Source organism: Bradyrhizobium sp. USDA 4501, assembly GCF_054062115.1.
Window position 1 is genome coordinate 7,265,632 of record NZ_JBSSEX010000001.1, and the last position, 22,549, is coordinate 7,288,180.

Consider the following 22,549-nt stretch of genomic DNA (forward strand, 5'->3'; position numbering starts at 1 on the left):
ATTCTTCCGATGTCGCAAAAATCCTTCGTTTGGCTCTGCCTGCTGCCGCTCGCGGTCGTGACCACGGCATTCTTCCTGCTGCCGATGGCACGGCTGGTTGTCGCAGGCGCCGAAGGGCCGCACGGGCTCGCCGGATATCTCGCCATCCTGACCGAATCTCGTTATCGCGCGACGCTGATCAATACCGTGCTCCTGGCGGCGGCAACGACCGTCGTCACGCTGATCGTGGCGACGATAGCCGGAATGTTTCTGCAGCGGCACCGCTTTCCAGGCCGGGCCGTGCTGATCGCGATGCTGACCTTTCCGCTGGCGTTTCCCGGCGTGGTGGTCGGCTTCATGATCATTCTGCTGGCGGGGCGGCAGGGGCTGATCGGCGATCTGTCGAACCGGATCTTCGGCGAGAAGTTCGTCTTCGCCTATTCGATCTACGGGCTGTTCCTCGGCTATCTCTACTTCTCGATCCCGCGCGTGATCCTGACCATCATGGCGGCCGTGCAAAAGCTCGATGTCGGTCTGGAAGAAGCCGCGCGTTCGCTCGGCGCCAGCCCCTGGGCGGTCCAGCGTGACGTCGTGCTGCCGGCGCTGGCGCCGGCCTTCGTTGCGTCCGGCGCGATCGCATTTGCGACGGCGATGGGGGCCTTCGGGACTGCGTTTACGCTGGCGACGAATATCGATGTGCTGCCGATGCTGATCTATACCGAGTTCACGCTGGCCGCCAATTTCGCGACCTCGGCCGCGCTGTCGGTGGGACTTGGCCTGATCACCTGGCTCATCCTCGCGCTCGCCCGCTCGTTCAGCGGCAGCGCGGTCGCGGCGGCCGGGTGAACGCATGCGTGATCGCTTGATCTTCACCGGCCAGTTCATCTTCACGCTGCTCGTTGCCGCCTTCCTGGTCGTCCCCGCGGGGTTGTCGATCTCCGCCGGCGTGACCGTGAACTACTTCCGGGGTATCCAGTCCGGCGTGACCCTGCAATGGGTCGCGCAGGTCTGGGAGCTCTATGCCGGCACCATCCTGCTCTCCTTCGTGATCGCATTCGCGACCCTTGCCGTCACGCTGCTCGCCGGCGTTCCCGCAGCCTACGCGCTGCATGCGCGGGGAGGCCGGCTTGCGCGCATCGTCGAGGAAATCATTACGCTGCCCTTGGCGATCCCCGGGCTTGCGATAGCGCTCGCACTGCTGCTCGCCTATGGCAGCTTCGGCGACTTTCGCCGTTCCTGGCTATTCATCCTGGTTGGACACGTGATCTTCACCATGCCGTTCATGGTGCGGTCGGTGATGGCGGTGTTCGCGACCGTGGACATCAAGACGCTGGATGAGGGGGCGGCCTCGCTCGGGGCATCGCCATGGCGACGCTTCCGCGACGTCATCGTGCCGAACGCACTGCCGGGAATTCTCGCCGGCGCATTGATGGTGGTCACGCTGTCGCTCGGTGAATTCAACCTGACCTGGATGCTGCATACGCCGTTGACGAAGACACTGCCGATCGGGCTCGCCGACAGCTACGCCTCGATGCGGCTCGAAGTGGCGTCGGCCTATACGTTGATCTTCTTCGTGATGATCATTCCGCTGCTGGTCGCAATGCAGCTGCTGGCCGACAGGGATCACAAGCGATGAGCACGGCCGGGCATGGCGCAGCGGTGCGGATCGAGGCGTGCGGCAAGACCTTTGCCGACGGCACGCGCGCGCTCGATCCCGCGACCCTCGACATTGCGCGTGGCGAGACGCTGGTGCTGCTTGGGCCGTCCGGCTGCGGCAAGACCACGATGCTGCGCATCATCGCAGGCCTTGAGCTGCCGGATGTCGGCGGCAAGGTCCTGTTCGACGGCAAGGACATGACCTCGGTCCCGATCGAGCGGCGCAATGTCGGGATGGTGTTCCAGTCCTACGCCCTGTTCCCCAACATGACGGTGGCGGACAATATCGCCTACGGGCTGAAGATCCGCGGTGTTGCCAGGGGCGAGCGTGCCGCACGCGTCGCCGAGCTGGTTGCTCTGACGAACATCACGGGATTGGAGAATCGCCGCATCGACCAGCTTTCGGGCGGCCAGCGTCAGCGCGTCGCACTGGCGCGCGCCGTCGCGATCCGGCCCGGCATCTTGCTGCTCGACGAGCCCTTGACCGCGCTCGACGCCGCGTTGCGGGACCGGCTGCGCAGCGAGCTCAACCGGCTGTTGCGAGCGCTTGGGATCACGACGATCTATGTCACCCACGATCAGTCCGAAGCCATGGAATTGGGCGACCGGATTGTCGTGATGCGGAAAGGCGCAATCGCCCAGATCGGTACGCCCCGCGAGGTCTACTTCGCGCCGAAGGACCGGTTTGTGGCGGAGTTCATCGGAGCGGCGAACATTGTAGAGGCTCCGGTCGAGAACGGGGCATTGATCCTGCCCGGCGGGCGACTGCCGATCGAGGGTGCAGCTACGACCGCGAACGCGACCGTCATGATCCGCCCCGAAACCATTCGCGTGACGGAGGCGGGCGAGGGTTTGCTCTCGGGACTCGTCGATTCCGTCAGCTTCATCGGCGACCGGCAGCGGCTCGTCGTGCGTGATGCATCGGGCAAGCCGCTCAATGTCGACGCTCCCAACACGATTCAAGCCAGGATCGGCGATCGTGTCGGGCTTTCGATTGCGCCCGACGCTGTCCGTCTGCTTCCCTCCGAACCACGAGATTGATCGATGCCGTCGAAACCGGTCCTCATCGCCCAGATTTCCGACCTCCACATCAAGCCGCCGGGAGCCTTGGCCTATGGCCGGGTCGATACCGCGAAGGCGCTTGAACGCTGCGTGGCGGCGATCAATGGATTCGAGCCGGCGCCCGATTTCGTCGTCATCTCGGGCGACCTTGTCGATACGCCGTCGGTCGAGGAATACGACCATCTCAAACGACTGCTCGCGCCGTTGCGCGTTCCGTTTGCCGGAATTCCCGGCAATCACGACTCGCGTGCGTGGATGCGCGCCGCGTTTCCTGCCGCACCCTATGTTCACGCGACAGGCCCGCTCGACCAGGAGATCGAGGTGAATGGCCTCGATCTGCTGCTGCTTGATTCAAGCGTTGCCGGGAAGCCTCATGGCATGCTCGAGCCGTCGACGCTGCAATGGCTGGACGCGACACTGGCGGCAGCAGACCGGCCCGCGCTGCTTTTCCTGCATCACCCGCCGTTCAAGGGCGGCATCTGGCACATGGACCGTCAGGACCTTTTCAATGCCGCAGAACTGGCAGCAATCGTCAGGCGCCATCCGCGGGTGCGTTTGATCGGCTGCGGGCACGTCCATCGTGCCATGCTGACCTCCTTCGCCGGGATTCCCGCGACATTGTGCCCCGCGCCGAACCATGCGGTTGACCTGGACCTCGGACAGCTCCGCGAACCGTCGTTCAAGGTGGAACCGCCGGCATTTCATTTGCACACGTGGTTTCCCGGTCCGGATTTTGGACAGTTGGTCACGCACCAGGTCCCGATCGGTCAGTTTGACGGGCCGCATCCGTTCTTTGGGCCGGACGGCAAGCTGCTGTGAGCTGGCCGCGTTGACCCCTCGCACCGACGGGATCTTGCCAGGCGAGATTGTCGCGGATCGGTCGGGTATGTCGGATCAAGGGCAGCCCGTCGCCTGCAATTGAGCGTTGCATCGACGCAGATTTATTCCAAATTGTACCTTGGATGCCTCCCAATGCGCCGGCTCGGTCCCTTTGTTGCTGTAGGCCCCCGGGGGGGCTATACTTCTGTCTGCTTTCATTGATCGATGGCTTTGTCGGCGTCCGCTGTGCGGGCGGGCCGATTGAACGCAACACAATCAGTCTGGATCACGATGACCGGAGCGCCGCCCATAGAACGAACTTCCGGCGCGCCGTTGTTTTCGAACAACAAGCTGTCGGTGTTGCGCAAGCATCCCTATTTCGCCGATCTCGAGCCCGAAGCATTCGATCAGCTCTGCCGCTACGCCAAGCACACCACGCTGAAGCGGGGCACGACGATCTTTTCCAAGGGCGATCCGGGCACCAGCCTGATTGCGGTGATCTCGGGCACGGTCAAGATCAGCATCTCGTCGCCGGATGGTCGCAACGCGATTTTGAACCTGATCGAGGCCGGAGAGATCTTCGGCGAGATCGCGCTGCTCGACGGCTTGTCGCGGACGGCCGATGCCACCGCCAACACCAATTGCGAGCTGTTCGTCATTGACCGGCGCGAGTTCATTCCGTTCGTGCGCAGCCAGCCGACGCTTGCGATGAAGTTCATCGAGCTGCTTTGCGAAAGACTGCGCCGGACCAGCGATCAGGTCGAGCAGGTCATCCTGCAGAACCTGCCCGGCCGTCTGGCCAGCGCGCTGCTGCGACTGAGCGACAAGCACAAGCCGCAGGGACGCACCATCTCGATCACCCAGCAGGAGATCAGCGAGATGGTCGGGATGACGCGCGAGAGCATCAACAAGCAGCTCCGGGCGTGGGCAATACGCGGTTGGGTCAGGCTCGAGCATGGCGCGATCGTCGTGTTGAAGCGCGAGACCCTCCAGGAGCTGGTCGACGCCGGGGCGAACGACGGCGAGTAGTCGCGCCGGCTGCCCGGTCGGTCGCGCATTTCACGAAACGGTGAGCTGAACAAGGCCTGTGAAGCCATTCACATCGGCCTTGCGTGCGCTGCGGTAAGTGACGCGTCAGGGGAGCACAATATGGAGGAATCCATGCAGAGCTCTTTCGACAAGCGGCGGCAGAACCCACAGCACAATTACCAGAGCTTCAGCATCAAGCTTGTCGCGCTGCCGCTGCTCGTCATCGTTGCGCTGATCGGGATGCTGGTCAGTCACCCGGCTGCGGTCAGATGGATATCGGACGCGGCGCAAGCGGAGTTCGTCGGAACCGACACCGTCTACACTGATCCGATACCCAATATCGCGCAGGTGGCACCCACGGTGCGGCCGGGCAGCGAGATCCGGACGGTGAAGGCCTACTGATCGTTGATGCCGTCGTCGCGCAAGGCGCGACGACAGGCGCTTGTTCAACAGCAAGCCGTCCTCACGCGGCTACTCCAAGCAGCTTTGCTGCGGTCCGCCCGAGAATATTGGCCTTGTCATCGTCGCTCAGCGACGACGAGGCGAAGATGTGGTCGACCGGCGCCAGTTGCCATGGATAGGGATAGTCGCTTCCCAGCACGATCTGGCCGGCGCCGACCTGGGCGGCGAGGTGCCGGATCGCCTCCGGCGTGAAGATCAGAGAGTCGAAATATATCTGCTTCAGATACTCCGCCGGCGCCTTCTGGAGCTTGATCTCCGGATTGCATCCCTTGGGTCCAACCAGACAGGCATGGTCCGAGCGGTCGGCGTACGAGCCGAGATAACCGCCGCCATGTGCGGCGATGATTTTCAGCCCCGGGAAGCGATCGAGCGTGCCCTCGAAGATCAAATGGGAGAGTGCGATCGTGGTCTCGAGCGGATTGCCGATCGTGTTGCCAAGCCACCCATTGCCGGAGAGCCGCTTGTTGAGCTCGGGCACGCCCTGCGGATGGATGAACAAGGGAACGCCGAGTTCCTCGGCCTTGGCCCATACCGGATGAAACTTCGGATTTGAGAATTCGGCGCCGTCGACGACACCGCCGATCGCAGCGCCCTTCAGCCCCTGCTTTTTCACCGCCGTTTCCAGCTCCTGCACCGCAAGGTCCGGTGCCTGCAGCGTCAGCGAGGCGAACGCCGCGAACCGGTCGGGCTTCGAGGCACAGAGTTCGGCGAGCTTTTCATTCTGGATTTTCACGATCTTTCCGGCCAGATCGCGGTCGCGGTCGTACCAGAACGGATTGATCGAAAGCACCTCCATGTCGATGGCCTGCGCGTCCATTGCAGCCAGTCGCTTGTCGATCTCGATGAAGGCCTCGCTGGCGCCGTTGACCGGCGGCAATTGATATTTTCCGGCGTCCGCGCCGAGCAGCGCGCCCGCCTCGCGGAAATGGCAATGCGCGTGAATGTCGATCGTCTTGACACGTTTGCCGTTGACCGTGACCGGCAACTGCTGGCGCGGTTGCTGCGCATTTGCGTTGTGGACGAGCCCGCAGCCGCAGAACACGATGCCTGCCGCCGCATTTGCTCCCGCTTTCAGGAAATCCCGCCTTGTAGTCATGACGATCGCCTCCCTGGTTGTTATGTTATGGAGGGGGAGCGTAGGGATGCTGGCTAGTGCTCGCAAGATCACACGCTGTGCGTGTCGCGCAATGTTGATCTGCTCAGACCGGCTTGGTCTCCGCCTTTGCGATGATGTCGCGCCATTTCGGCACTTCGTCTGCGATACGCCTGCGCGTGCCATCGCGCTGTTTGCGGCAAGTCGCCGTGTAATGGATAGCATTCAGTCAGATCGGCAATGCGTCACCCTCGATCGACTTTGATCAGGTCGCGAACACGACAAATGCCAATATCACGACCGCACCGCACCGTTCAGCATGCAAGTGACGGCATTGATCACTATCGCCACTTTCGCGAGCGCTTTTCGAGCGGATTGGCGCCGCCAGCAATCTCGCCTTCTGGACCAAAGGCCACTCAGCCCTCTCGCGATTTCGCGCTGATGTGGGACATCAAAGGTTTTCTGGCGCCACCCCCAAAATCGTCTGTTCCCCGTCGGACTGAAACCGCGACAGATCGCCGTCCGTCGCCATCCGCTTGTTCATCATCCACTAACCTTGCGCTTTCACCGCATTTGCTAGCTGCCAACGCTGTGAAAATGCCCGGCCAATCAAGACGAATCTCCTGGTAACGATAGCGGGATTTCCTCAAGAGCCGACGCGATCCAGCGGTGTGCGGCGGAGCCGCGTGCTCCGTTGGCGGAACGGAACGGCGATTTCATGCTAAAATGAAAGAAGCGAGGCCGAAATAGGGTCTGCTTACGCCGAAGCCGACCAGACGCGAGCACTGCCTCGTCTAAGCAACAAGGAAACGTCCTCGTGAGAAGACGGGTTCGATGGGAGGGAAAATGGACCGAAACCTGGTGATCCTGAATGTGACTGGTTCGGAGACGATGTTGCGTTCCGACGGACATGCTGCCATTCGACTGGAGACTAAGGAGATGGGCCCCGTCGCCTTCGAGGTGAGCCTTCAGGCAATTGCCGCACTTCGTCGGCACTTGGCGCGAGCAGAAATGCATATTCTTCAGAGTCAGAATCAGACCAAAAACTGATTATCTTCAGAAGATGTCACTAGACTAAGGTGGCTATCAAATTCCCCCCTGAGGTCCGAGGGCGGGAATCCAATCGGAGGCGCCTGCAAGTCTAATGGTGGTGTTACCGACGCAAATAGACCGGTGCCGTCTTGAAGACGACGGTACGTTCGCCGTGCGACTTCTTATCGTTTGACGAACGGCGTTGACCGCAGCGGATTTTTGATTCCGCCATTCGGAGGTTCGATCCCTCCCGCTATCAGGCAAGTGCCTGAAAATGCATGAGAATAGGCCCAAAATGGCTGACTTCTACGGATCGCGTCGGTCTCCGTCATCTCGGCGTTTACTGCTTCCGAGCCCAGACGGCCGAAAGTCTCCCGCCGTGTCCCCGGAAGTTCCCATTTTGGCGAGCGACCCGGCGGAGACTGATTCGATCAAGACTGCCACCCGACCCGGCAGTTGGCCGATCAGGTTGACCGACAATCTAGGGATATGACTCTCGTCCCTCGCATCGTGGAGGCGGTCAACACGAACTTGCCTAGCTACTATCGGACGCTGCAGAACATTGCGACAAGAAATGGCTTTGCTTACTCTGGCGAGTTGCGACGCGAAAACTACGAAGCGATGTATGCCGTTGCAGAAAAATACGGCAAGCTGAATCGTTGATCCCGAGATATGGTGTGCCGCTCTGGGAGCAGGGAATGACGGCCCACCTTAAGACATCGCCGCCGAACGACCGGCGCATATGCGGCGCCGGCTGCGTCGCATTAAAGAATGGCGCAGAGCGCACTTCTGTCGGTTATTGGACGGGCCAGACCGCGATACGTCGATCAGTGCGGCGCGGCTCTACCTTGAAGTTGGTGCGCGGCGCATGGCGGTGGAGCGGGGGCTTGTTTAGACGCACATCATCAGAAGTTTGAAAGTGAATGCAGGCCCGTCTATTGGGTGTGGCAGGCATCATTCGGCGTCATGCCAATGCTGACTGCATCGGTGTACTGAGTGGCCCTCAATACGTGAGGTACGAGGCGCCCTACGGGGCGCTATTCTGTGTGTGCCGAGCATGACCGGCAGCTTGGAGGTGGAAGTCCTCTATCCAGCCTGATGACGGTGAAGGATTAGCGAAGCGCAAGGGCGTCATCGCGAGGTGGGGTCTGAAGGAAGCGTGGAGCAAAGCCGCGGCCCGATGGACAAAAACCGGATAACGAGGCCTACCCGGCCGGACGAGCGAGCACGTGATCGCGAAGTCCACGGTCATCAAGGGCCGGGGTGGTAAATCCGGCGGGCGTGCGGCGAAGGCGGTCGATCTTACCTCGGGAGATCTGCGCTGCGTCTCGGCAACGAGACTGAGGTCGTCCTAAGGCGATCTGACCGCAGTGCAGAAGTCAGCAGAGGGCATAGTAGGCGGAACGAGTTTCGCCGACATGCTCCAGCGGGCTCATGACCTCGCTGATCGTCTTGGTGGCGACGCGGGTATAGAGCGCGGTGGTGTCGAGCTTGGCGTGGCCGAGCAGCACCTGGATGACGCGGACGTCGATGTTCTGCTCAAGCAGGTGGGTGGCGAAGCTGTGCCGCAAGGTGTGCAGCGAGACGCGCTTGTTGATCTCCGCCATCTGGGCGGCGGCGTGGCAGGCACGGTTGAGCTGGCGTGTGGTCATTGGCTGGGCCGGGTCACGGCCAGGGAACAGCCAGCCTTGCGGCCGAGCCATCTTCCACCAGGCCCGTAGCAGCGCGAGCAGGCTGGGCGACAGCATGACATTGCGGTCCTTGCCGCCCTTGCCCTGCTCGACGCGGATGATCATCCGCTTGCTGTCGATATCGGAGACCTTGAGCGAGACGACCTCGTTGGCACGCAGCCCGGCACCGTAGGCCGCGCTCAGCGCCGCCTTGTATTTGAGCCCCGGTGCGGCATCGAGCAGCCGTGCCACTTCCTCCACGCTCAGTACCACCGGCAGCTTGCGCGGCTCGTGAATGACATGGGTATGCTCGACGATCTCGTGGCGCTTGAGTGTGACCCGAAAGAAGAACCGCAGCGTCGAGACGGTCTGGTTGATGGTCGGCGCGCCAACGCCGCTTGCCGTCAGATGTAGCTGATAGCGGCGCACGTCCTCGAAGGTCGCCGTATCCGGTGATCGCCCGAGAAATGCGGCGAAGTTCTTGACCCTTTGCACGTAGTCATGTTGGGTCTTCGGGGCCAACTTGCGGATCGTCATGTCTTCGATCATGCGCCGGCGCAACGGGCTCATTGCCTCGTCGGTCATGGGGATGCTCCTGTCTTGAGTGAGGTTGTCGAACCCCTCGATCTCAAGACAGGACGCCCCGTTGCGCTATCGTCTTGGCCCTGCCGCCAGCCGCGGCGTCCTACCGCGCGAGCGGTTTAGTCCCTTGTGCCTTCGCGACATATTGCGCCGCCACACGACTTCGGTCGCCAACGGGGTATAGCGGAAATCGACAAGCCACCGTCTATTGCAGAGGGCGACGTTCGTGACCCGAAGCCGAAGATCGGCGAACGCAAGGTCGCGCGCTATTTGGTCTGTCCTTCCGGTGGTCAAATTGAGGACACCAGATGGTGGACGTTTGCGTTTTAGCCCATCGAAAAGCTTTCTCCAGAAAGCGCTTGTGAGGGTTCTGGACTCGCGTACGCATCAAGGGGGCGATGACGTCGTGTTCGATTTCTCCATACGGGTACAGCACGCCGCCACGTCGGATGACGTCGAGGGCGCTTCGCGGTGGTGGCCCCGTCCTCTAGAGTGGCTAGTGCGCCTGAGACACCTGCCGCTCCAGGGCAGGGCTTGACGCAGAATGCGCTGTACGGCCGCGGGAACATGGTGTTCAATCCATGGAACTGTTTGCCCGAGCACAGGCCGCTCGGCAGCGTCAACCTGACGCGGCTTGCCGTCGACCTTGCCTCCCGGCACGGCGGAAACTGAACACGGTGGGTCATGAGCAGCCAGCCGAAGCCCGATCGTTCGGGCGGACTTCAGCGGACGCAGGCGCCGCCGAATGTCGAGAATGAAGCTCTGCATGCCGAACGCCGGCAGCTCACCGTGGTATTTATCGACATCGTCGGCTCGACACCCCTGAGCGAGCGGATCGATCCCGAGGAGTTCTTCGCGGTTATCAGAACTTACCGCGATATCTGCGACGAGCAGATTCGCCGCTACGGCGGTCATATCGCCAGAATGATTGGCGACGGATTGCTGGCGTATTTTGGCGTCCCGCAAGCCCACGAAAATGACCCTGAGCGCGCGGTCCGCGCTTCGCTGGCGGTCGCCGCGGCGATCAAGGATCACAACTTTCTGCTGTCGGATGGCAGTTTTGTCCGCCTCGGCGTGCGCGTCGGGGTCAATACCGGGGTCGTCGTCGTCGGCAGCGTGCCCGGCGAGCCGCCCGATCGGCGGGAAGTGTTCGGTAGTTCGGCACATGTCGCTGCCCGTCTGCAGGGGCTCGCCAGCGAGAACGGCGTCGTGGTTGGCTCAAGCACTTACGAGCTGACTCGCGGAACGTTCAGCTACGTGCCGCTTGGCAGACGACCACTCAAGGGCGTCGAGGAGCCTGTCGAAGCCTGGCGCGCAGAGGCGCTTGCGTCCAGCGAGAGCAGGTTCGACCGAGCGCGGAGGTCGCCTCTCGCCCCGATGATAGCCCGAACCGGCGAAAGTACGTTGCTTGCCGAGATGTGGCAGAAGAGCCTCGCCGGCTCGGGACAGGTCGGTGTGATTTCCGGTGAACCCGGCATCGGCAAGTCACGTTTGATCCGCCAGTTTCGCAGTTCCCTTGATGCGTCTCCGCGTGATGTTCTATCGCTGCAATGCTCACCATTCCACGTCAACACACCGCTTGCCCCGGAAATCGAGCGGCTCACACGTGCGACCGGCATCCAGGACACCGACGACGCTCAACTCGCATTGGCAAAATTGCGCTCGCTTTTGGCAAGAGCCGTCACTGATGTCGAGCAGGCGCTTCGTTACTACGGAGCAGTCCTATCAATACCCGCATGCCCGGGATACGAACCCGCGGATCTCGGATCTCCCGCGGAGCGCGAGCGTGCCTTGCAGATGTTCGTCGATGCTCTTCTCGCAGCCTCGCGCAAGCAGCCGATCCTCGGAATCGTCGAGGACGTCCAGTGGATGGACCCAACCACCATCGAACTGCTGGTGCGCGTGATCGCACGCTGTCCCGGCGAGCGGATCATGGTCCTGATCACGCATCGCGATGATTACAGGGCCGACTGGCTGACAGGGCCGGAAATTCGGCGGATTGCTCTGCAAAAGCTGGCAGTGCATGAATGCGAGCAGATGGTCGTGGCCGTGGCGGGCAGCGATCTGGTGCCGCGCAGGATTGCCAGCCAGATCGTGGAAAGAACCGACGGGGTGCCACTCTTTGTCGAGGAGTTCACACGCGCCATCGTCGATGCTGGCGCGATCCCGCGGCCGGCCGAGAGCCCTGCGCCGAGCGGGAAGTTGCCGGAGACCCTGGTGCCGGCAAGCATTCACGATTCACTGATGGAGCGTCTTGATCGTCTCGGTCCTGCCAAGCGCGTCGCCCAGATCGCCTCTGTTTTCGGAAGGCGCTTCAACTATGATGGCATTTTCAGCGTGCTTCCAGGCAAGGGCCAAACGCTGAAACTCGCGTTGCGGGCGCTCGAGACAGCCGGGATTGTGTATCGTAGCGAAGAGTCTCAAGGTAAGGTCTTCACGTTCAAGCACGCGATGATACAGGAAGTCGCCTACTCCTCATTGCTCAAGGAGGAAAGGCGTGAGCTCCATGCGCGCGTCGCATCGTGGCTGCTGCAGGAAGCCGCCATTGGAGAAAGCAGCCAGCCGGCGGTGTTAGGCTATCATTATGCACGCGCAGGCAACATTCCGGAAGCGATCGAGGCCTGGCTTCAGGCGGGCAAATCCGCGCTCCGCAGCTCTGCCACCAAGGAAGCCGTGGCTCATCTTCGCGAAGGTCTCTCGCTGATACCCAAGATGCCGGCGTCACCGCGGCGCTTCGAGGCTGAAATCGCGCTGCAATCCAATTTGGCGATGGCGTACACAGCCAATGCCGGGTGGTCCGATCCCAACGTCTATGGCCCCTACAGTCGTGCACTCAAGCTTTGCGCGAGCCATGGCACCATTCGCGAGAAGGCGACGGTGCTGTGGGGAAGTACCATAGCCAAGCTGGTCAACTGCGAGCTCACCAAAGGCCTCGAAAACGCGCACGATTTCGTCCGGCGGGCAGAAGAGTGGCGCGACGACGAGGCTGCCCTCATGGCCTACACCGCTGCCGTAATCGCCAATTTCTTTCTTGGTCGTTTGGAGCAGGCAAGTGAGCTCGCGGCTCTGGTCAGCGCTCGCTACGATCCGCGTGAGCACGGCAAGCTGGTCCAGATCTATCAGCATGATCCATTGATCGTATCGCTCGTCTATTCCGGACACATCGAATGGTTGTTGGGCCGCCCGGGGCGGGCCAGAGAGTGCTGTGTGACGGCGCGCCAGCTCGCGAACGAGATCGGACATCCGTTCATGCAAGCTTTTGCCTCCATTCTTGGCGTCGCCGACCACTGGTATGAGGGCGATCTCGCGGCCAACCTCGCCAGCGTCAAGCGCGGTCTGAAGGTCGCTGACGAGTATGGCTATCCGATGTACCGGGTCATCGGCCCATTGTGGGCCACCGCTGCGTTGGCGGCACGAGGCCCCGCGCCGGAAGTGCTCGAACAATTATGCGGCTTGCTCGGCAGACTACCCGCCGAGAACCGGTGCATTCAGATGCCACTCTATCGAATTCTGCTCGCCACAGAATTCGGACGGATCGGGCAGATGGAAAGGGCTCGAAGTTTCGCTGCTTCGGCTGAGTCCCTGATGAAGAAAACCGGCGAGCGCTGGGCGGCTCCCGAGATTTATCGGATTCACGGCTCGCTGCTGTGTCGGGAACCATCGCGAGACGACCGGGCTGCCATGCGCTTGTTCAAACGCTCGCTTGCCTCTGCCAGGAAGCTCGGGGCGGTCGGTTGGGAATTGCGCACGGCGATCAGCATCGCGCGCTTGGTCAGCGCCGGCGAGAGCGCATCCGGACGCGCCGAAGCACGAGACCTGCTGATATCGATCCGGGCGAAATTTGCATCCGCGGAAACGTCCCGCGATCTGCGCGAGGCTGATGACCTGGTGAGAGTGTTGAACTAGTGCCGAATGACCCCCGGCCTGTGGTCGACTCACATCATCTGCGATCCCAAAAAGCGGATCGCCGAGAGGCTCGGCAGGAACGTATAGGCGCCGCCCCGCGCCCAGACAAATTGCGGCAATCCCCGCAACCGGATCGTGCCGCCGGAATGCCGATCGTGTGAACCGGCCTCCCCCCGGGAACTGGCTCCGGCAGATTGTCGATGATGGCCTGGAGGAGCCGCTTTGCTACCGATGCATCGACCAAGTCCTCATCGCGCCGGGTCGGGCGGCAGCGGCGGGCCACGCCTCGGGGTTATCGCCGGCCTCGAAGACGCGGCTGGAGCGGCTGGTTCGCTAGGCGCCCGAGGTGGTTGTGAAGGTGTCGGGGCGGACCAAGGATGCCGGACATCTGAGGGCACATTTGGATTACATCACCCGCAATGGCAAGGTGGAGATGCAATCCGATTACGGGCCGATGAAAGGGAAGGAAGCGGTCGGAGAGCTGCACGCGGACTGGGCCGATACCGCGGAGGTGACGGCGCAGAACAAGAGCCTGCGAAAGGCGCCGATGTCGGTCAACATGGTGCTGTCGCTACCGAAGGGAAGTGACCGGGAAAAGTTCAGGGATGCGGCGACCGATTTTGTCGACAAGGAATTGCGGCCGCGGGTCGATATCGTGGTGTGCTTCCACGACGACACGGCGCATCCGCATGCCCATGTCACGGTGCGCGGCCGAGACCGGGAAGGGAAGACATTCAACCCGCGAAAGTCACAGCTGCACGAGTACCGGGAGAAGTTTGCGGCATGCCTGCGGCACCGCGGGATCGATGCCGAGGCCACACCGCGCTACGCGCGCGGGGTCGGGATGCGCGACTATGCGACGGCAATGCCACGCATGGAGCAGCGCGGGGAGGCGCGGGTGCGGCACGACATGATCCGCGAGCTCAGACAGGATTATGACTAACGGAAACAGAATCCAGGGCGGGACGAGCACCCCTGGGAGCAGAAGATGCGTGCGAAGCATCAGGGGGTGCGGACCGCCTATGCGACGGTGGCGCGGGCGCTGGCCAACAGTCCTGATGCGCGCGACCGGGCGCTGTCGGAAAACGTCACGCGGTTTCTTGAGGCGATGCCGAATGACCGGCCGCTGACGTTGCGCGACAGGGTCTATCTCGGCCACGAAAAGCGGCTGGCCAAGGAAAAGGAAACGGAACAGCCCGAGCCGGGCCGGGGCGCGCCGGAGCGTTAGCCGCGGCGGCATCGCGCCTCGCTGGATCCGTTTGGACAGTCCAGCAGTAAATGCTGTGTCGTCCCGTGCGACGCGCCAGGCGTGACAATTATCGCCCGGCCGGTCGGGCGCCCCGGTGAGGCATCGGCCAAGTTTTCGGCCAAGTACGGTCAGTCAGTCGGTGTCGTCATTTTCGATGACGTATTCGTCCCGCAGCCAAGGCATTTGACCTCAAGGTAGCGGTAGCCGGCGTTGAGCGCATCACCGAGGGCAGGGGATGGCTGGGCCGGCCCCTGGAAGGCGAGCATGCGGGCATTCCACGCGGCAGGCGACGGTGTCGGCCTCGAGCCGGGCTTCCTTGGCGCGCTCGGCTAGGTGCCTGACCGTTGCTCCGAACATGTACTCCCGAGATTTCGAGCCCATCCTGACTAGAGAGCAGGCCGAGGGTGGCCACGCAAATTATCAATGAGTTGAGGCGCGGAACAGGGCACGGCTATAGCGTGTCGTGGCTGTGAAGAAGTGGACGCGTCATGATGTCGGCAGTGATGCGGCGAGGCTACGGGGTTGCCGTCATTGCCAGAACCAAGTGACTCCGGAACAAACCGGAGATTGGATAGTTCTTCCATCTGTCCAAATCGGGGAACTTCTCATGACCGCCGATTCGTCAACGCCCGGCGATGCACAGGCGCGATCGTCGTTTCCGCTGCTCATAGCTGTTCTCGCCGTTATCGTCGCTTGCGGTGCGCTTTGGATGAGCTACAGCAACGCGACAAAGTTTGCAGCCTCGCAAGAGCGCGCGGCCGTCGCACCTCCACCGGATCCGGCCCTTGCGGAGATGAAGCAGACTTTAGCGTCTCTCCAACAGGCGGTGCAGGGGATTGAAGCCGGCCAAAAAAGGCAGGCTGCTCAGATCGGTGACGCTCAGCAGAAAACTTCCGCTCAGCAGGGCGAGCAGAAGCTAATATCCGACCAGCTCGGTGCGCTAAGCGCGCGAGTTAACTCGCTGGAATCTGCAAGGGCTGAAAGCCCAGCGCAGGCAACCCCAGCGGCTCCTTCTCCGCAAAGACGCACCAAAAGATAGGCGGTTCGGTCAGAGGCACGCGCGGCGCCGATCAGCCTCTGCCAAGTTGTGCTTGTCGCTGGCAATGACGCCCAAGACAACAATTAGGCTTGTGGTCACGCGGCCCGAGCCGCCGCGTGGGAACTGGCGTCAACGATTCCCACGACCGTTGCCGGCATCGCCGCCGTGCTCCGGTACGCGAACGAGATGGAAGATGAGGGCGACGAGTGGCCCGACACCGACACCATTGGCCCGGATGGCTGGCACTACCAACTGAGGCAGACGATCGCCCGTGCGGCAGTCAACTTAGGACCAGTATAAAGGTCCCAGGAAAAGACGCCGCCGGTCTCACGAATACACGCCCGGCGGCGTTTTCTTCCTGAACTGGGACACTGAAATCCCCAGCCTCAAGTGTGCTGCACGACCAATGCCACAGGGGAATGACAGGCTCGACGAAGCCGCCGCCTCAGTAAAGCGCTGCCTCAGGATCAAGTGCGCGTGAAATGTGAGGCCGTTCACACTCGATAATCGCGAGCTGATCTAACGCAAGCGCCGGGTGGCAGCTCGGTGTCGGAGAATCGTGATGCCGTTTTTCAAAAGCCAAAGCTGGTCGGCAACAGCCGCCGCTTCGGTGGTCAGTATTGTCATCGTGGCGGCGGTTGCTTTTGCGGTCGTTGGTTATGTGGAGTGGTCATCGGACGTTAATTTGACCCACTTCATGGGCGAGACTGCCGCGGATGCCTCAACGCCGAGTCTACCGCCCAAGGGGCGAACAGGTTGCGAGCAGGGCAATAAGCCGCTGCCGACACTTTCCCTACCACTCGAATGAGTGGCCTGCAGCGCCCAACTAATCTCCCGAGAAACTACGCCGCTGGGCTCGAAATGTTTTGTCCCGGCCGCGGAATTTCAGCTGGTCAGCAATGCCAGCAACGGTAACAGCACTCTCGTCACGCCCGTATGACGCAGGTCAATGCTGCGCAGTGGTTGCGCGGTAGGTCGCTCCGAAGCCTAGCGGTCCCAAGAAAATCTAGGAGCTGACAAGCGGGGCGGCGCACCCGCTCCTCCAAAACGTTACCGTACTTATACTGTTGCCAACGGTCCCGCATTGGGCCTTGCGGGATGCCGCGCTGTCGAACTAGGCTGCCGCCATTCCTCAAAGGAGATTTGTCTAGTGGCGATTGGTACTGTGAAGTGGTTCAACCCGACGAAGGGCTACGGTTTCATCCAGCCTGACAACGGTGGCAAGGATGTCTTTGTGCATATTTCGGCCGTTGAGAAAGCGGGACTGAGCAGCCTCAACGAGGGTGCAAAGGTCAGTTACGAAGAGCGGGAAAACCGCGGCAAGACGTCAGCCGAAAATCTGCGGGTGGGCTGACACCGGGAACAAGTGGCAGCGCCCGGGTTCAATTCAATGCTTCCGTGGTTTCAGTTGCCCAACCCCGACTGCGGGAGATTGAAATGCGGCCCCGACGCGACGGCGTCGGGGCCATTCTCATGTGTGCCGAGTATGAACGACAGCTTGGAGGTGGAAGTCCTCTATGCTCGGCGATGTTTGGCGTTCTATGAGCGAACCCCCAGCCGCCGAGTGCCAAACGATCTGACGATCGTTACAGCATAGACGCGCGAAAGCAGCCCTTTCGAACTTGCCGTTCGGCGGCGTGCGTTCACTGGATTTCGCCTTCAGCCCGATCTCGACCAGCCGGCGATTGGCCTCGGAGCGCCGGGGAGGTCAGCTTGGTTACGGCGCCGTTCGCGAGCCGCCCATCCTCGGGCCCATCCTCGGCGAGACGCCTATCCTCAGGTGGCCCCGATGGCGATTAACGAAAAACCAGCCGCCGTATGTTGAGTCCCACGTCGGAGCAGTTGCATCGTAGGCGAGAGCAGCCTCTTGGTCTGACCGACGCCTGAGTCGCTCGGCCTCGATTTGTTGCCTCTCAATCGCGAGCTGTGTTTCAATCTGAATCTTTTCAGAAGCCCGCTGGTTTCGTGCACGCATCTCGGCATCGTCGAGGACCTCACCACCAGGTCCGTATACATGCTCAAAGTCCCCGGTGATCACCCGCACCTGCTGGGCAACCGATGGCGACGCTGCAACTAGACAAGTCGTAATGAAGATTGCTCTCAGCACGGCAGACCTTCTCTGACTGACGATTAGTTGGTAGCCGAATTCTCTGGAGCCGGTAACGGCGCGGCTATCATCCTTCGATAATGAGGCGACCCAAGAACGCATTGCAGGCCCGCTCGGCTTCAGCGAACGTGCCGAAGGGCGACCCGGACACTTGAGCTGCGGGCATATTCAGAAAGTCGGGGCGATATGACGCAACAAAGCCCGGCTCTCCATGCAACCCGGGTCCACTCCGGCTCTCGTTGCTGATAACGAATGAGTAGTCGTCGCTGCTTGCGATCCACATCTCCAAATCGCCAGTCCAGACCTGGCTGAAGTGCAGGGCCATTTTACCCTCCACATTTGCCGGGCAAAGCACCCGCGGCTCCCCAATCGGCAGGTCGCGATTGTCTCAACATTCAAGCAGGATGAGCCGCTGGCTCGCTATTAATAGCAAGTATACTCCTGCTGGCTGGCTGTTGCGAGGCAATAGCCATAACTGGCGCTGTACGGGTAGCCGTAGCCATACGGATAACCGTAGCCATACCCGTAGTCGTAGCCATACCCATACGGGTAGCCGTATCCGTAGGGGTAACCGTAGGCAGCGTAGGCACCCGCCAAGCCCAGACCTATCCCAAGTCCAACAGCGGCCGCTCCAAACCCGCCTCCGCGCCAACCACCGCCGCGCCAGCCGCCGCCACCAAATCCGCCATGAAAACCACCATGAAAACCGCCGCCGCCGAAGCCTCCACGCGCAGAGGCAGCAGTCGGTGCAAACGCCACGGCGATAACTGCGATCAGTGAGATTAGGATTTTCCTAAACATCGGACTCTCCCAGCTTTTAGAAAGTCGCCCGATTCTAAAACACCTCACGTTCGTTTTGGTTGCTGAACTACCTGGTCCAACCGCCGACGTCGGGAGAGCTCCCTGGCCACGCTCATCAGTGTGTCCCGCCGAGCCCGGAATAGCCGACCATGAATACCTGTACGAACAAGCTAGCAGCCAAGACTGGCAGCAGAGAGCAATGGGATGAGCGAGCAACCGCAGGATTGGCGTCGCCGACAGGCAAGTCAGATTACCTGCCAACTGCCAGAGTATCGCGAGGACGCGCTGGCGGTGCAGCGCTTCGCCGAGGAGTTGGTAACCGGCTTCCTGTCTGAATCTGAAACCACCTGGATGTGGTTCCGAATCTTCGCGTGCCTGAACGGCGCTCCCGAAAACCAACCTCGCGCAACTGTCCGCGATTTAGCGGAATCCCTGTCCCGGAATTACTGAAATCGCCGTCCGCGAATTACCGAAATCGGTGTCCGGAAATTGCCGAAACACGCAGCCTGTGCAGCGAAGACGGTGAGACGGGTGGTCTACGTTCGCCATATTGTCTGTCACGACAATCGGGTTTTACTTGTCAATCGCGACAAATGCTGGATAGGCGGCCATGAATGTAAGGTGGCGGCTGCTGCGCGTGTAGACGAAGCGCGTGACGAAGAACACAACTGCCGCACTCGGCGAATTGTGTCACATGCGCCGGACGGCGTGACGTTATGGGTGGTGCAGCTTGGTGGTTGCCAATCGGGTTTACTTTTCCTCGGCTGGCATCAGCGCCACTCACGACGAAAGCTACCAGTGTGGCGGCGCTCGCTGTCAGCCGAGGATGATGACGACTTGCTGGACTGACTTACCGGCCAAGATCGGTGAGGGCGTCTCTCAGCAGCAAGGCTAGCCGGCTCTCGCATTCCGACATTGCGGCAGGATCGGATGTGTCGTCGACAACGATTTGTCCGCTGACATAGCCATCTCGCGACCTGACATCGAAGTTCCGGCAGATCACGGGCTGGTGGAGGGCATTCGTCGCTCTCTGGAGCGGTCCCCATTCGATAATTGAAGTCATCTTAGATGTCCCCGACTCACGTGGGCAGGCAAATTCTAGCACCGTTTGGTTTGCCGTGGTGGGAATTAACCTCGCGTCTCCAGCGACACGCCTAGGATAAACGCCTTAGCGATCGTAGCGCTCTTCGTGCGCTTTAGCCTTTTTGCGATTTTCGCTGCGCCCAACTTTTGCTTCGCTAACGCCTTAAGGTCGCGAACCTCGTCCGTTGTCCACTTGCGGCGAATTGCTTTTCTATTTTTGGCCACGTGGCGCTCCTTATTGAGAGGAGCGCCGTGTAGCACATTGCGCGATGTAGGCAACCCGGTCAGGACAAGTTCATCGACACTCCGGCAGGGCTAAGAGATTGTCGTTGTAGTAGCCGTCAGCATGGGTCCGAACATATTTGCCGTTCGGTCCATTTACGACTCCCACGTCGGCTCGCTTGCCGCCGACCATCGTGAAGAATGTGTTGGCCCCGCTTTCAATTGATTGGATGACTTGTGATCGCGGCCACTTCCAGTTGATGCCTCCGAGATGCGTGATGCCCTCGTGCGGATCGTTTCGTGGCTGCTTATTGATGCAGGTCACCTGTACGTCTGGCAATTTCCCCTCCCAATTAGCTCTTCTTCGAAAGCTCAATTTGGAACACAACTAGAGGGAGATGGAAATATGACATTGGTATCAAAACGAGTGGTGCGTCGTTTCCCCCATTCTAATGTGTGCCGCAGCAGCGGCGTTTAAAATCGGAGTGCTCACTTATTGCATCTTCAACCTTTGGCTGCTCGACCGCTGGCGTGGTCTCATCCACCCCATGGCCTTCTGCAGCAGCCAGTCGGCCGCCTGGGAGGCGTAGGACGCAAGGCTGAAGATAGCCCGGTTGTCGCCCTTGAGGACTTCGAGCCAGCCTTGCTGCAAGCTGGGGACTGGGCTTCGATATAGCTGTAACCGAAGTGAGCCGCTATGAACGCACTACCGAGTTCGGCGACGCATTCCTCGGCCGCCTTGGCATTGCTGAACACCTTCGCGTTGAACTTGTGGTTCAATCGTAACTGGTGCCCAGTGGCGTGGATCGGTTCGTGGCCAACGTCGAGACAAAGTCGTCGTCCGAATCGAATGCGGAATAGGCCGGCATCATGATTTTGCCTCGTGCGGGGTAATAGGCCGGTTTGGTCTGTCGCCTCGTAGTGCACCGGAATGCCACTCGCTGGAAGAACCCTTTCGATCCTCGTCATCGGCACAAGCCGTTGAAATCGCAGCAGATGCGAACGCCCTGCGAGCGCACCATAAACCCACGATACAACGTCGGTGATGAACTCCACGCCGGACGATCGCGATACACCTCGGGAGCTTGGCGAACGCCAAGCGCCACTGCTGGCGTGGTGCGCACCGCCTCATGCACCGGCCACAGATTGTAGTGAGCCACGTACAGGCTCACGACTGCTGCGTGGTGATCCAGATTCTTTGAGAAGCCGTTCGTGAGGCGCGCAAAGCGCTTTTCCGTCCTCGCCAGCATTGTAGCCGCGGCGATCGGCAAAGGCTTCATTGGCGGCACCGATGCGCTGGAAGCGGTCTTTGCCCAACCGCTGGTGGGTCGCACCGTCCTCGCGCTGGTGACGCATGCGATAATTCGGGTGGCGCTGGCAGGAGGCTTGCTGGTGGTGCTGCCGACGGTCGCCGGATTCCTATTTGTACTCTATCTCGCTCGCGCCGAGTCTTTCGTTTGAGTTGACGAGCGCAATGGTTTCATCCGGAATAGCCGCTGCCGGTATTGGCTCACACATTGGCGAAACCAAATGATGCTTAGCGCAGACGTGTCCAGCATGCTGGACCGCATTCTAGATGCAGCAACCGATAACCTCAGGTTCGCAAAGATTCTGGTTCAGATGGGGCTCGATCCCAACAACGTGACCTGGGACGCCATCTTCAGCCGGCTGCTGGAAATCTTTCTGCACAACATCACCCTGGCAAACATGTTCGCCCTGGTCGGCGCGATCTTCTTTGTCGCCACCCTGCTGACGCAGACCATGGTGCCGCTCCGGGTCGCTAACATGATCGGTTGCGTATTCTTCGCCATCTTCGGTGCGCTCACTGGAGCCGTCACGACATTTCTTCTTTATCTCCTGATGGTTCCCATCAACGCCTACCGCCTTCGTCAAATGCTCGCTCTCGTGAAGAAGGCGCGCGCCGCAACACAGGGCGACATGTCGATGGAGTGGCTCAAGCCGTTCATGACCCAGCGCAAGTATCGCAAGGGTGATATCTTGATGGAGAAAGGTGACGCAGCCAACGAAATGCTGCTGACAGTTACCGGCAGATTCCGGGTCGTCGAAATCAACGTCGATGTTCCGCCGGGCCGCCTGATGGGCGAACTCGGCTTCCTCACGCCTGACAACCGCCGGACCGCGACGATCGAATGTATCGAGGACGGCCACGTTCTAACCATCACCTATGAAAAGCTGCTCGAGATCTACTTCCAGAACCCGCAGTTCGGCTATTACTTCCTTGTCTTGACCAGCCAGCGCCTACTGGAAAATCTCGCGCGGGCCGAAGCCATCATCGCGCAGAACAGGATCGCGGTGCAGACGGGCTCCGCGAACTGACGGCGGTCCGGCTCGATAAACTCAATGGAGGCGGGTATCCAACAGACGGTTCCCCGACGGGTTAGTGCAGCGTACCAGGGCGCGCGAAAAGGCGAGAACCGGAGGTCAGCGAGGCCCGGGACCGAGCGTGCGCCGCCTTAGTTCGGGCTTGGTCTCGGTTGCTCACTGCTCGCTGGTTTCGGCATGGCGGCGAACGCGGGGCGCAGTTGGATACATATGGTGATATTTGCAGGAACCCTGACGGTCGCGCTCTACATCGTCACGGACATGGAGTATCCGCGCCTCGGTCTCATTCGGATCGAGAGCTTCGACCATTTTCTTGCCGACGCTTATGAGCGGATGAACTGAGCCGCTAGGCGGGTGGAGGAACGGATCGTCGCTCCGTTCCCTTCGGGAATACGCGCGGCAGGCAGCCACGTTA

At 60.9% G+C, this 22,549-nt stretch carries 26 protein-coding genes and 1 pseudogene; 19 read left to right on the plus strand and 8 right to left on the minus strand.

Going from position 1 to position 22,549, the window contains the following annotated elements; all coding sequences use genetic code 11:
- Nucleotides 1–9 precede the first annotated feature (9 nt).
- The 4 genes from ACVWZM_RS33540 to ACVWZM_RS33555 are packed head-to-tail and all read left to right on the plus strand — an operon-like array spanning nt 10 to nt 3,516.
- Nucleotides 10–825 (plus strand): ABC transporter permease, encoded by an 816-nt coding sequence (locus ACVWZM_RS33540; RefSeq protein WP_076834043.1) that lies wholly within the window; start codon nt 10–12, stop codon nt 823–825.
- Between the two features lie 4 nt (nt 826–829).
- Nucleotides 830–1,615 carry an ABC transporter permease gene (locus ACVWZM_RS33545; protein ID WP_028336858.1) on the plus strand — a complete coding sequence of 262 codons (786 nt, stop codon included), beginning with the start codon at nt 830–832 and terminating at the stop codon, nt 1,613–1,615.
- Nucleotides 1,612–2,676 carry an ABC transporter ATP-binding protein gene (locus tag ACVWZM_RS33550; protein ID WP_456855649.1) on the plus strand — a complete coding sequence of 355 codons (1,065 nt, stop codon included), beginning with the start codon at nt 1,612–1,614 and terminating at the stop codon, nt 2,674–2,676. The genes ACVWZM_RS33545 and ACVWZM_RS33550 overlap by 4 nt, the downstream gene beginning before the upstream one ends.
- 3 nt (nt 2,677–2,679) lie before the next feature.
- Nucleotides 2,680–3,516 carry a phosphodiesterase gene (locus ACVWZM_RS33555; protein WP_456855650.1) on the plus strand — a complete coding sequence of 279 codons (837 nt, stop codon included), beginning with the start codon at nt 2,680–2,682 and terminating at the stop codon, nt 3,514–3,516.
- 215 nt (nt 3,517–3,731) lie between these two features.
- On the opposite strand, the gene ACVWZM_RS33560 is transcribed toward ACVWZM_RS33555, so the two are convergent.
- Complete coding sequence (locus tag ACVWZM_RS33560) at nt 3,732–3,884, minus strand: hypothetical protein (RefSeq protein ID WP_456855651.1); 153 nt, start codon at nt 3,882–3,884, stop codon at nt 3,732–3,734.
- Here ACVWZM_RS33560 and ACVWZM_RS33565 point away from each other — a divergent pair.
- Together ACVWZM_RS33565 and ACVWZM_RS33570 are read left to right on the plus strand one after the other, a co-directional pair.
- Nucleotides 3,874–4,545, plus strand: a complete 672-nt coding sequence (locus tag ACVWZM_RS33565) for a Crp/Fnr family transcriptional regulator (protein ID WP_233442927.1) — start codon at nt 3,874–3,876, stop codon at nt 4,543–4,545. The genes ACVWZM_RS33560 and ACVWZM_RS33565 overlap by 11 nt on opposite strands.
- A 132-nt stretch (nt 4,546–4,677) precedes the next feature.
- Nucleotides 4,678–4,947 (plus strand): hypothetical protein, encoded by a 270-nt coding sequence (locus ACVWZM_RS33570; RefSeq protein WP_141342844.1) that lies wholly within the window; start codon nt 4,678–4,680, stop codon nt 4,945–4,947.
- 61 nt (nt 4,948–5,008) lie between these two features.
- Here the strand turns inward: ACVWZM_RS33570 and ACVWZM_RS33575 are convergent, their stop codons facing one another.
- Nucleotides 5,009–6,103 carry an amidohydrolase family protein gene (locus ACVWZM_RS33575; protein WP_076834033.1) on the minus strand — a complete coding sequence of 365 codons (1,095 nt, stop codon included), beginning with the start codon at nt 6,101–6,103 and terminating at the stop codon, nt 5,009–5,011.
- Nucleotides 6,104–6,946: 843 nt separating this feature from the next.
- Here ACVWZM_RS33575 and ACVWZM_RS33580 point away from each other — a divergent pair.
- Complete coding sequence (locus tag ACVWZM_RS33580) at nt 6,947–7,150, plus strand: hypothetical protein (protein ID WP_076834276.1); 204 nt, start codon at nt 6,947–6,949, stop codon at nt 7,148–7,150.
- 438 nt (nt 7,151–7,588) lie between these two features.
- Nucleotides 7,589–7,795 (plus strand): hypothetical protein, encoded by a 207-nt coding sequence (locus ACVWZM_RS33585; protein WP_141342846.1) that lies wholly within the window; start codon nt 7,589–7,591, stop codon nt 7,793–7,795.
- A gap of 716 nt (nt 7,796–8,511) precedes the next feature.
- Here ACVWZM_RS33585 and ACVWZM_RS33590 read toward each other — a convergent pair.
- The gene (locus ACVWZM_RS33590) at nt 8,512–9,387 is read right to left on the minus strand and encodes a tyrosine-type recombinase/integrase (protein WP_456855652.1); all 876 of its coding nucleotides are present in this window, start codon (nt 9,385–9,387) and stop codon (nt 8,512–8,514) included.
- A gap of 681 nt (nt 9,388–10,068) precedes the next feature.
- Here ACVWZM_RS33590 and ACVWZM_RS33595 point away from each other — a divergent pair.
- The 4 genes from ACVWZM_RS33595 (at nt 10,069) to ACVWZM_RS33610 (ending at nt 14,737) form a co-directional block, all read left to right on the plus strand.
- Nucleotides 10,069–13,290, plus strand: coding sequence for an adenylate/guanylate cyclase domain-containing protein (locus ACVWZM_RS33595; RefSeq protein ID WP_253625962.1), 3,222 nt, complete (start codon nt 10,069–10,071; stop codon nt 13,288–13,290).
- A 346-nt stretch (nt 13,291–13,636) separates the two neighbouring features.
- Nucleotides 13,637–14,233 carry a relaxase/mobilization nuclease domain-containing protein gene (locus tag ACVWZM_RS33600; RefSeq protein ID WP_456855653.1) on the plus strand — a complete coding sequence of 199 codons (597 nt, stop codon included), beginning with the start codon at nt 13,637–13,639 and terminating at the stop codon, nt 14,231–14,233.
- Nucleotides 14,234–14,278: 45 nt separating this feature from the next.
- Complete coding sequence (locus tag ACVWZM_RS33605; protein ID WP_141342254.1) at nt 14,279–14,518, plus strand: hypothetical protein; 240 nt, start codon at nt 14,279–14,281, stop codon at nt 14,516–14,518.
- Between the two features lie 81 nt (nt 14,519–14,599).
- Nucleotides 14,600–14,737 carry a hypothetical protein gene (locus tag ACVWZM_RS33610; protein WP_246786700.1) on the plus strand — a complete coding sequence of 46 codons (138 nt, stop codon included), beginning with the start codon at nt 14,600–14,602 and terminating at the stop codon, nt 14,735–14,737.
- Here ACVWZM_RS33610 and ACVWZM_RS33615 read toward each other — a convergent pair.
- Nucleotides 14,701–14,920, minus strand: a pseudogene (locus ACVWZM_RS33615) (hypothetical protein); the annotation flags it as partial. The gene ACVWZM_RS33610 and the pseudogene ACVWZM_RS33615 sit on opposite strands and share 37 nt — an antisense overlap.
- Nucleotides 14,921–15,146: 226 nt before the next feature.
- Between ACVWZM_RS33615 and ACVWZM_RS33620 the strand changes: the two are divergent.
- The 3 genes from ACVWZM_RS33620 (at nt 15,147) to ACVWZM_RS33630 (ending at nt 16,932) form a co-directional block, all read left to right on the plus strand.
- On the plus strand, nt 15,147–15,578 hold the full coding sequence (locus ACVWZM_RS33620; protein WP_141342255.1) for a hypothetical protein: 432 nt from the start codon (nt 15,147–15,149) through the stop codon (nt 15,576–15,578).
- 562 nt (nt 15,579–16,140) lie between these two features.
- Complete coding sequence (locus ACVWZM_RS33625) at nt 16,141–16,386, plus strand: hypothetical protein (protein WP_141342256.1); 246 nt, start codon at nt 16,141–16,143, stop codon at nt 16,384–16,386.
- A gap of 342 nt (nt 16,387–16,728) precedes the next feature.
- Nucleotides 16,729–16,932: a cold-shock protein gene (locus ACVWZM_RS33630; protein ID WP_253589748.1), complete on the plus strand. Its 204-nt coding sequence runs from the start codon at nt 16,729–16,731 to the stop codon at nt 16,930–16,932.
- 820 nt (nt 16,933–17,752) lie between these two features.
- On the opposite strand, the gene ACVWZM_RS33635 is transcribed toward ACVWZM_RS33630, so the two are convergent.
- Together ACVWZM_RS33635 and ACVWZM_RS33640 are read right to left on the minus strand one after the other, a co-directional pair.
- Nucleotides 17,753–18,010 carry a hypothetical protein gene (locus ACVWZM_RS33635; RefSeq protein WP_253625964.1) on the minus strand — a complete coding sequence of 86 codons (258 nt, stop codon included), beginning with the start codon at nt 18,008–18,010 and terminating at the stop codon, nt 17,753–17,755.
- A gap of 98 nt (nt 18,011–18,108) precedes the next feature.
- On the minus strand, nt 18,109–18,486 hold the full coding sequence (locus ACVWZM_RS33640) for a hypothetical protein (protein ID WP_253589749.1): 378 nt from the start codon (nt 18,484–18,486) through the stop codon (nt 18,109–18,111).
- Between the two features lie 204 nt (nt 18,487–18,690).
- Between ACVWZM_RS33640 and ACVWZM_RS33645 the strand changes: the two genes are divergently transcribed.
- Nucleotides 18,691–18,936, plus strand: a complete 246-nt coding sequence (locus tag ACVWZM_RS33645) for a hypothetical protein (protein WP_253589750.1) — start codon at nt 18,691–18,693, stop codon at nt 18,934–18,936.
- A gap of 928 nt (nt 18,937–19,864) precedes the next feature.
- On the opposite strand, the gene ACVWZM_RS33650 is transcribed toward ACVWZM_RS33645, so the two are convergent.
- Both ACVWZM_RS33650 and ACVWZM_RS33655 read right to left on the minus strand, forming a co-directional pair.
- On the minus strand, nt 19,865–20,131 hold the full coding sequence (locus ACVWZM_RS33650) for a DUF3892 domain-containing protein (RefSeq protein ID WP_141342262.1): 267 nt from the start codon (nt 20,129–20,131) through the stop codon (nt 19,865–19,867).
- A 197-nt stretch (nt 20,132–20,328) separates the two neighbouring features.
- A complete protein-coding gene (locus ACVWZM_RS33655) occupies nt 20,329–20,760 on the minus strand; it encodes a zincin-like metallopeptidase domain-containing protein (RefSeq protein WP_456856814.1) in 432 nt (143 codons plus the stop codon).
- A 243-nt stretch (nt 20,761–21,003) separates the two neighbouring features.
- On the opposite strand from ACVWZM_RS33655, the gene ACVWZM_RS33660 reads away from it, so the two are divergent.
- The 3 genes from ACVWZM_RS33660 to ACVWZM_RS33670 all read left to right on the plus strand — a co-directional run bounded on the left by ACVWZM_RS33660 (nt 21,004) and on the right by ACVWZM_RS33670 (nt 22,476).
- On the plus strand, nt 21,004–21,252 hold the full coding sequence (locus ACVWZM_RS33660; protein ID WP_456855654.1) for a hypothetical protein: 249 nt from the start codon (nt 21,004–21,006) through the stop codon (nt 21,250–21,252).
- Between the two features lie 69 nt (nt 21,253–21,321).
- On the plus strand, nt 21,322–22,128 hold the full coding sequence (locus ACVWZM_RS33665; RefSeq protein ID WP_141342264.1) for a Crp/Fnr family transcriptional regulator: 807 nt from the start codon (nt 21,322–21,324) through the stop codon (nt 22,126–22,128).
- 216 nt (nt 22,129–22,344) lie between these two features.
- On the plus strand, nt 22,345–22,476 hold the full coding sequence (locus ACVWZM_RS33670) for a hypothetical protein (protein ID WP_283812358.1): 132 nt from the start codon (nt 22,345–22,347) through the stop codon (nt 22,474–22,476).
- Nucleotides 22,477–22,549 lie beyond the last annotated feature (73 nt).

Bases quoted from the DNA above. Each gene is read 5' to 3' on its own strand.
- ACVWZM_RS33540 (WP_076834043.1), top strand. From the start codon at position 10: ATGTCGCAAAAATCCTTCGTTTGGCTCTGCCTGCTGCCGCTCGCGGTC.
- ACVWZM_RS33545 (WP_028336858.1), top strand. From the start codon at position 830: ATGCGTGATCGCTTGATCTTCACCGGCCAGTTCATCTTCACGCTGCTC.
- ACVWZM_RS33550 (WP_456855649.1), top strand. From the start codon at position 1,612: ATGAGCACGGCCGGGCATGGCGCAGCGGTGCGGATCGAGGCGTGCGGC.
- ACVWZM_RS33555 (WP_456855650.1), top strand. From the start codon at position 2,680: ATGCCGTCGAAACCGGTCCTCATCGCCCAGATTTCCGACCTCCACATC.
- ACVWZM_RS33570 (WP_141342844.1), top strand. From the start codon at position 4,678: ATGCAGAGCTCTTTCGACAAGCGGCGGCAGAACCCACAGCACAATTAC.
- ACVWZM_RS33575 (WP_076834033.1), bottom strand. From the start codon at position 6,103: ATGACTACAAGGCGGGATTTCCTGAAAGCGGGAGCAAATGCGGCGGCA.
- ACVWZM_RS33580 (WP_076834276.1), top strand. From the start codon at position 6,947: ATGGACCGAAACCTGGTGATCCTGAATGTGACTGGTTCGGAGACGATG.
- ACVWZM_RS33590 (WP_456855652.1), bottom strand. From the start codon at position 9,387: ATGACCGACGAGGCAATGAGCCCGTTGCGCCGGCGCATGATCGAAGAC.
- ACVWZM_RS33595 (WP_253625962.1), top strand. From the start codon at position 10,069: ATGAGCAGCCAGCCGAAGCCCGATCGTTCGGGCGGACTTCAGCGGACG.
- ACVWZM_RS33605 (WP_141342254.1), top strand. From the start codon at position 14,279: ATGCGTGCGAAGCATCAGGGGGTGCGGACCGCCTATGCGACGGTGGCG.
- ACVWZM_RS33620 (WP_141342255.1), top strand. From the start codon at position 15,147: ATGACCGCCGATTCGTCAACGCCCGGCGATGCACAGGCGCGATCGTCG.
- ACVWZM_RS33625 (WP_141342256.1), top strand. From the start codon at position 16,141: ATGCCGTTTTTCAAAAGCCAAAGCTGGTCGGCAACAGCCGCCGCTTCG.
- ACVWZM_RS33635 (WP_253625964.1), bottom strand. From the start codon at position 18,010: ATGGCCCTGCACTTCAGCCAGGTCTGGACTGGCGATTTGGAGATGTGG.
- ACVWZM_RS33640 (WP_253589749.1), bottom strand. From the start codon at position 18,486: ATGTTTAGGAAAATCCTAATCTCACTGATCGCAGTTATCGCCGTGGCG.
- ACVWZM_RS33645 (WP_253589750.1), top strand. From the start codon at position 18,691: ATGAGCGAGCAACCGCAGGATTGGCGTCGCCGACAGGCAAGTCAGATT.
- ACVWZM_RS33655 (WP_456856814.1), bottom strand. From the start codon at position 20,760: ATGACGAGGATCGAAAGGGTTCTTCCAGCGAGTGGCATTCCGGTGCAC.
- ACVWZM_RS33665 (WP_141342264.1), top strand. From the start codon at position 21,322: ATGATGCTTAGCGCAGACGTGTCCAGCATGCTGGACCGCATTCTAGAT.
- ACVWZM_RS33670 (WP_283812358.1), top strand. From the start codon at position 22,345: ATGGTGATATTTGCAGGAACCCTGACGGTCGCGCTCTACATCGTCACG.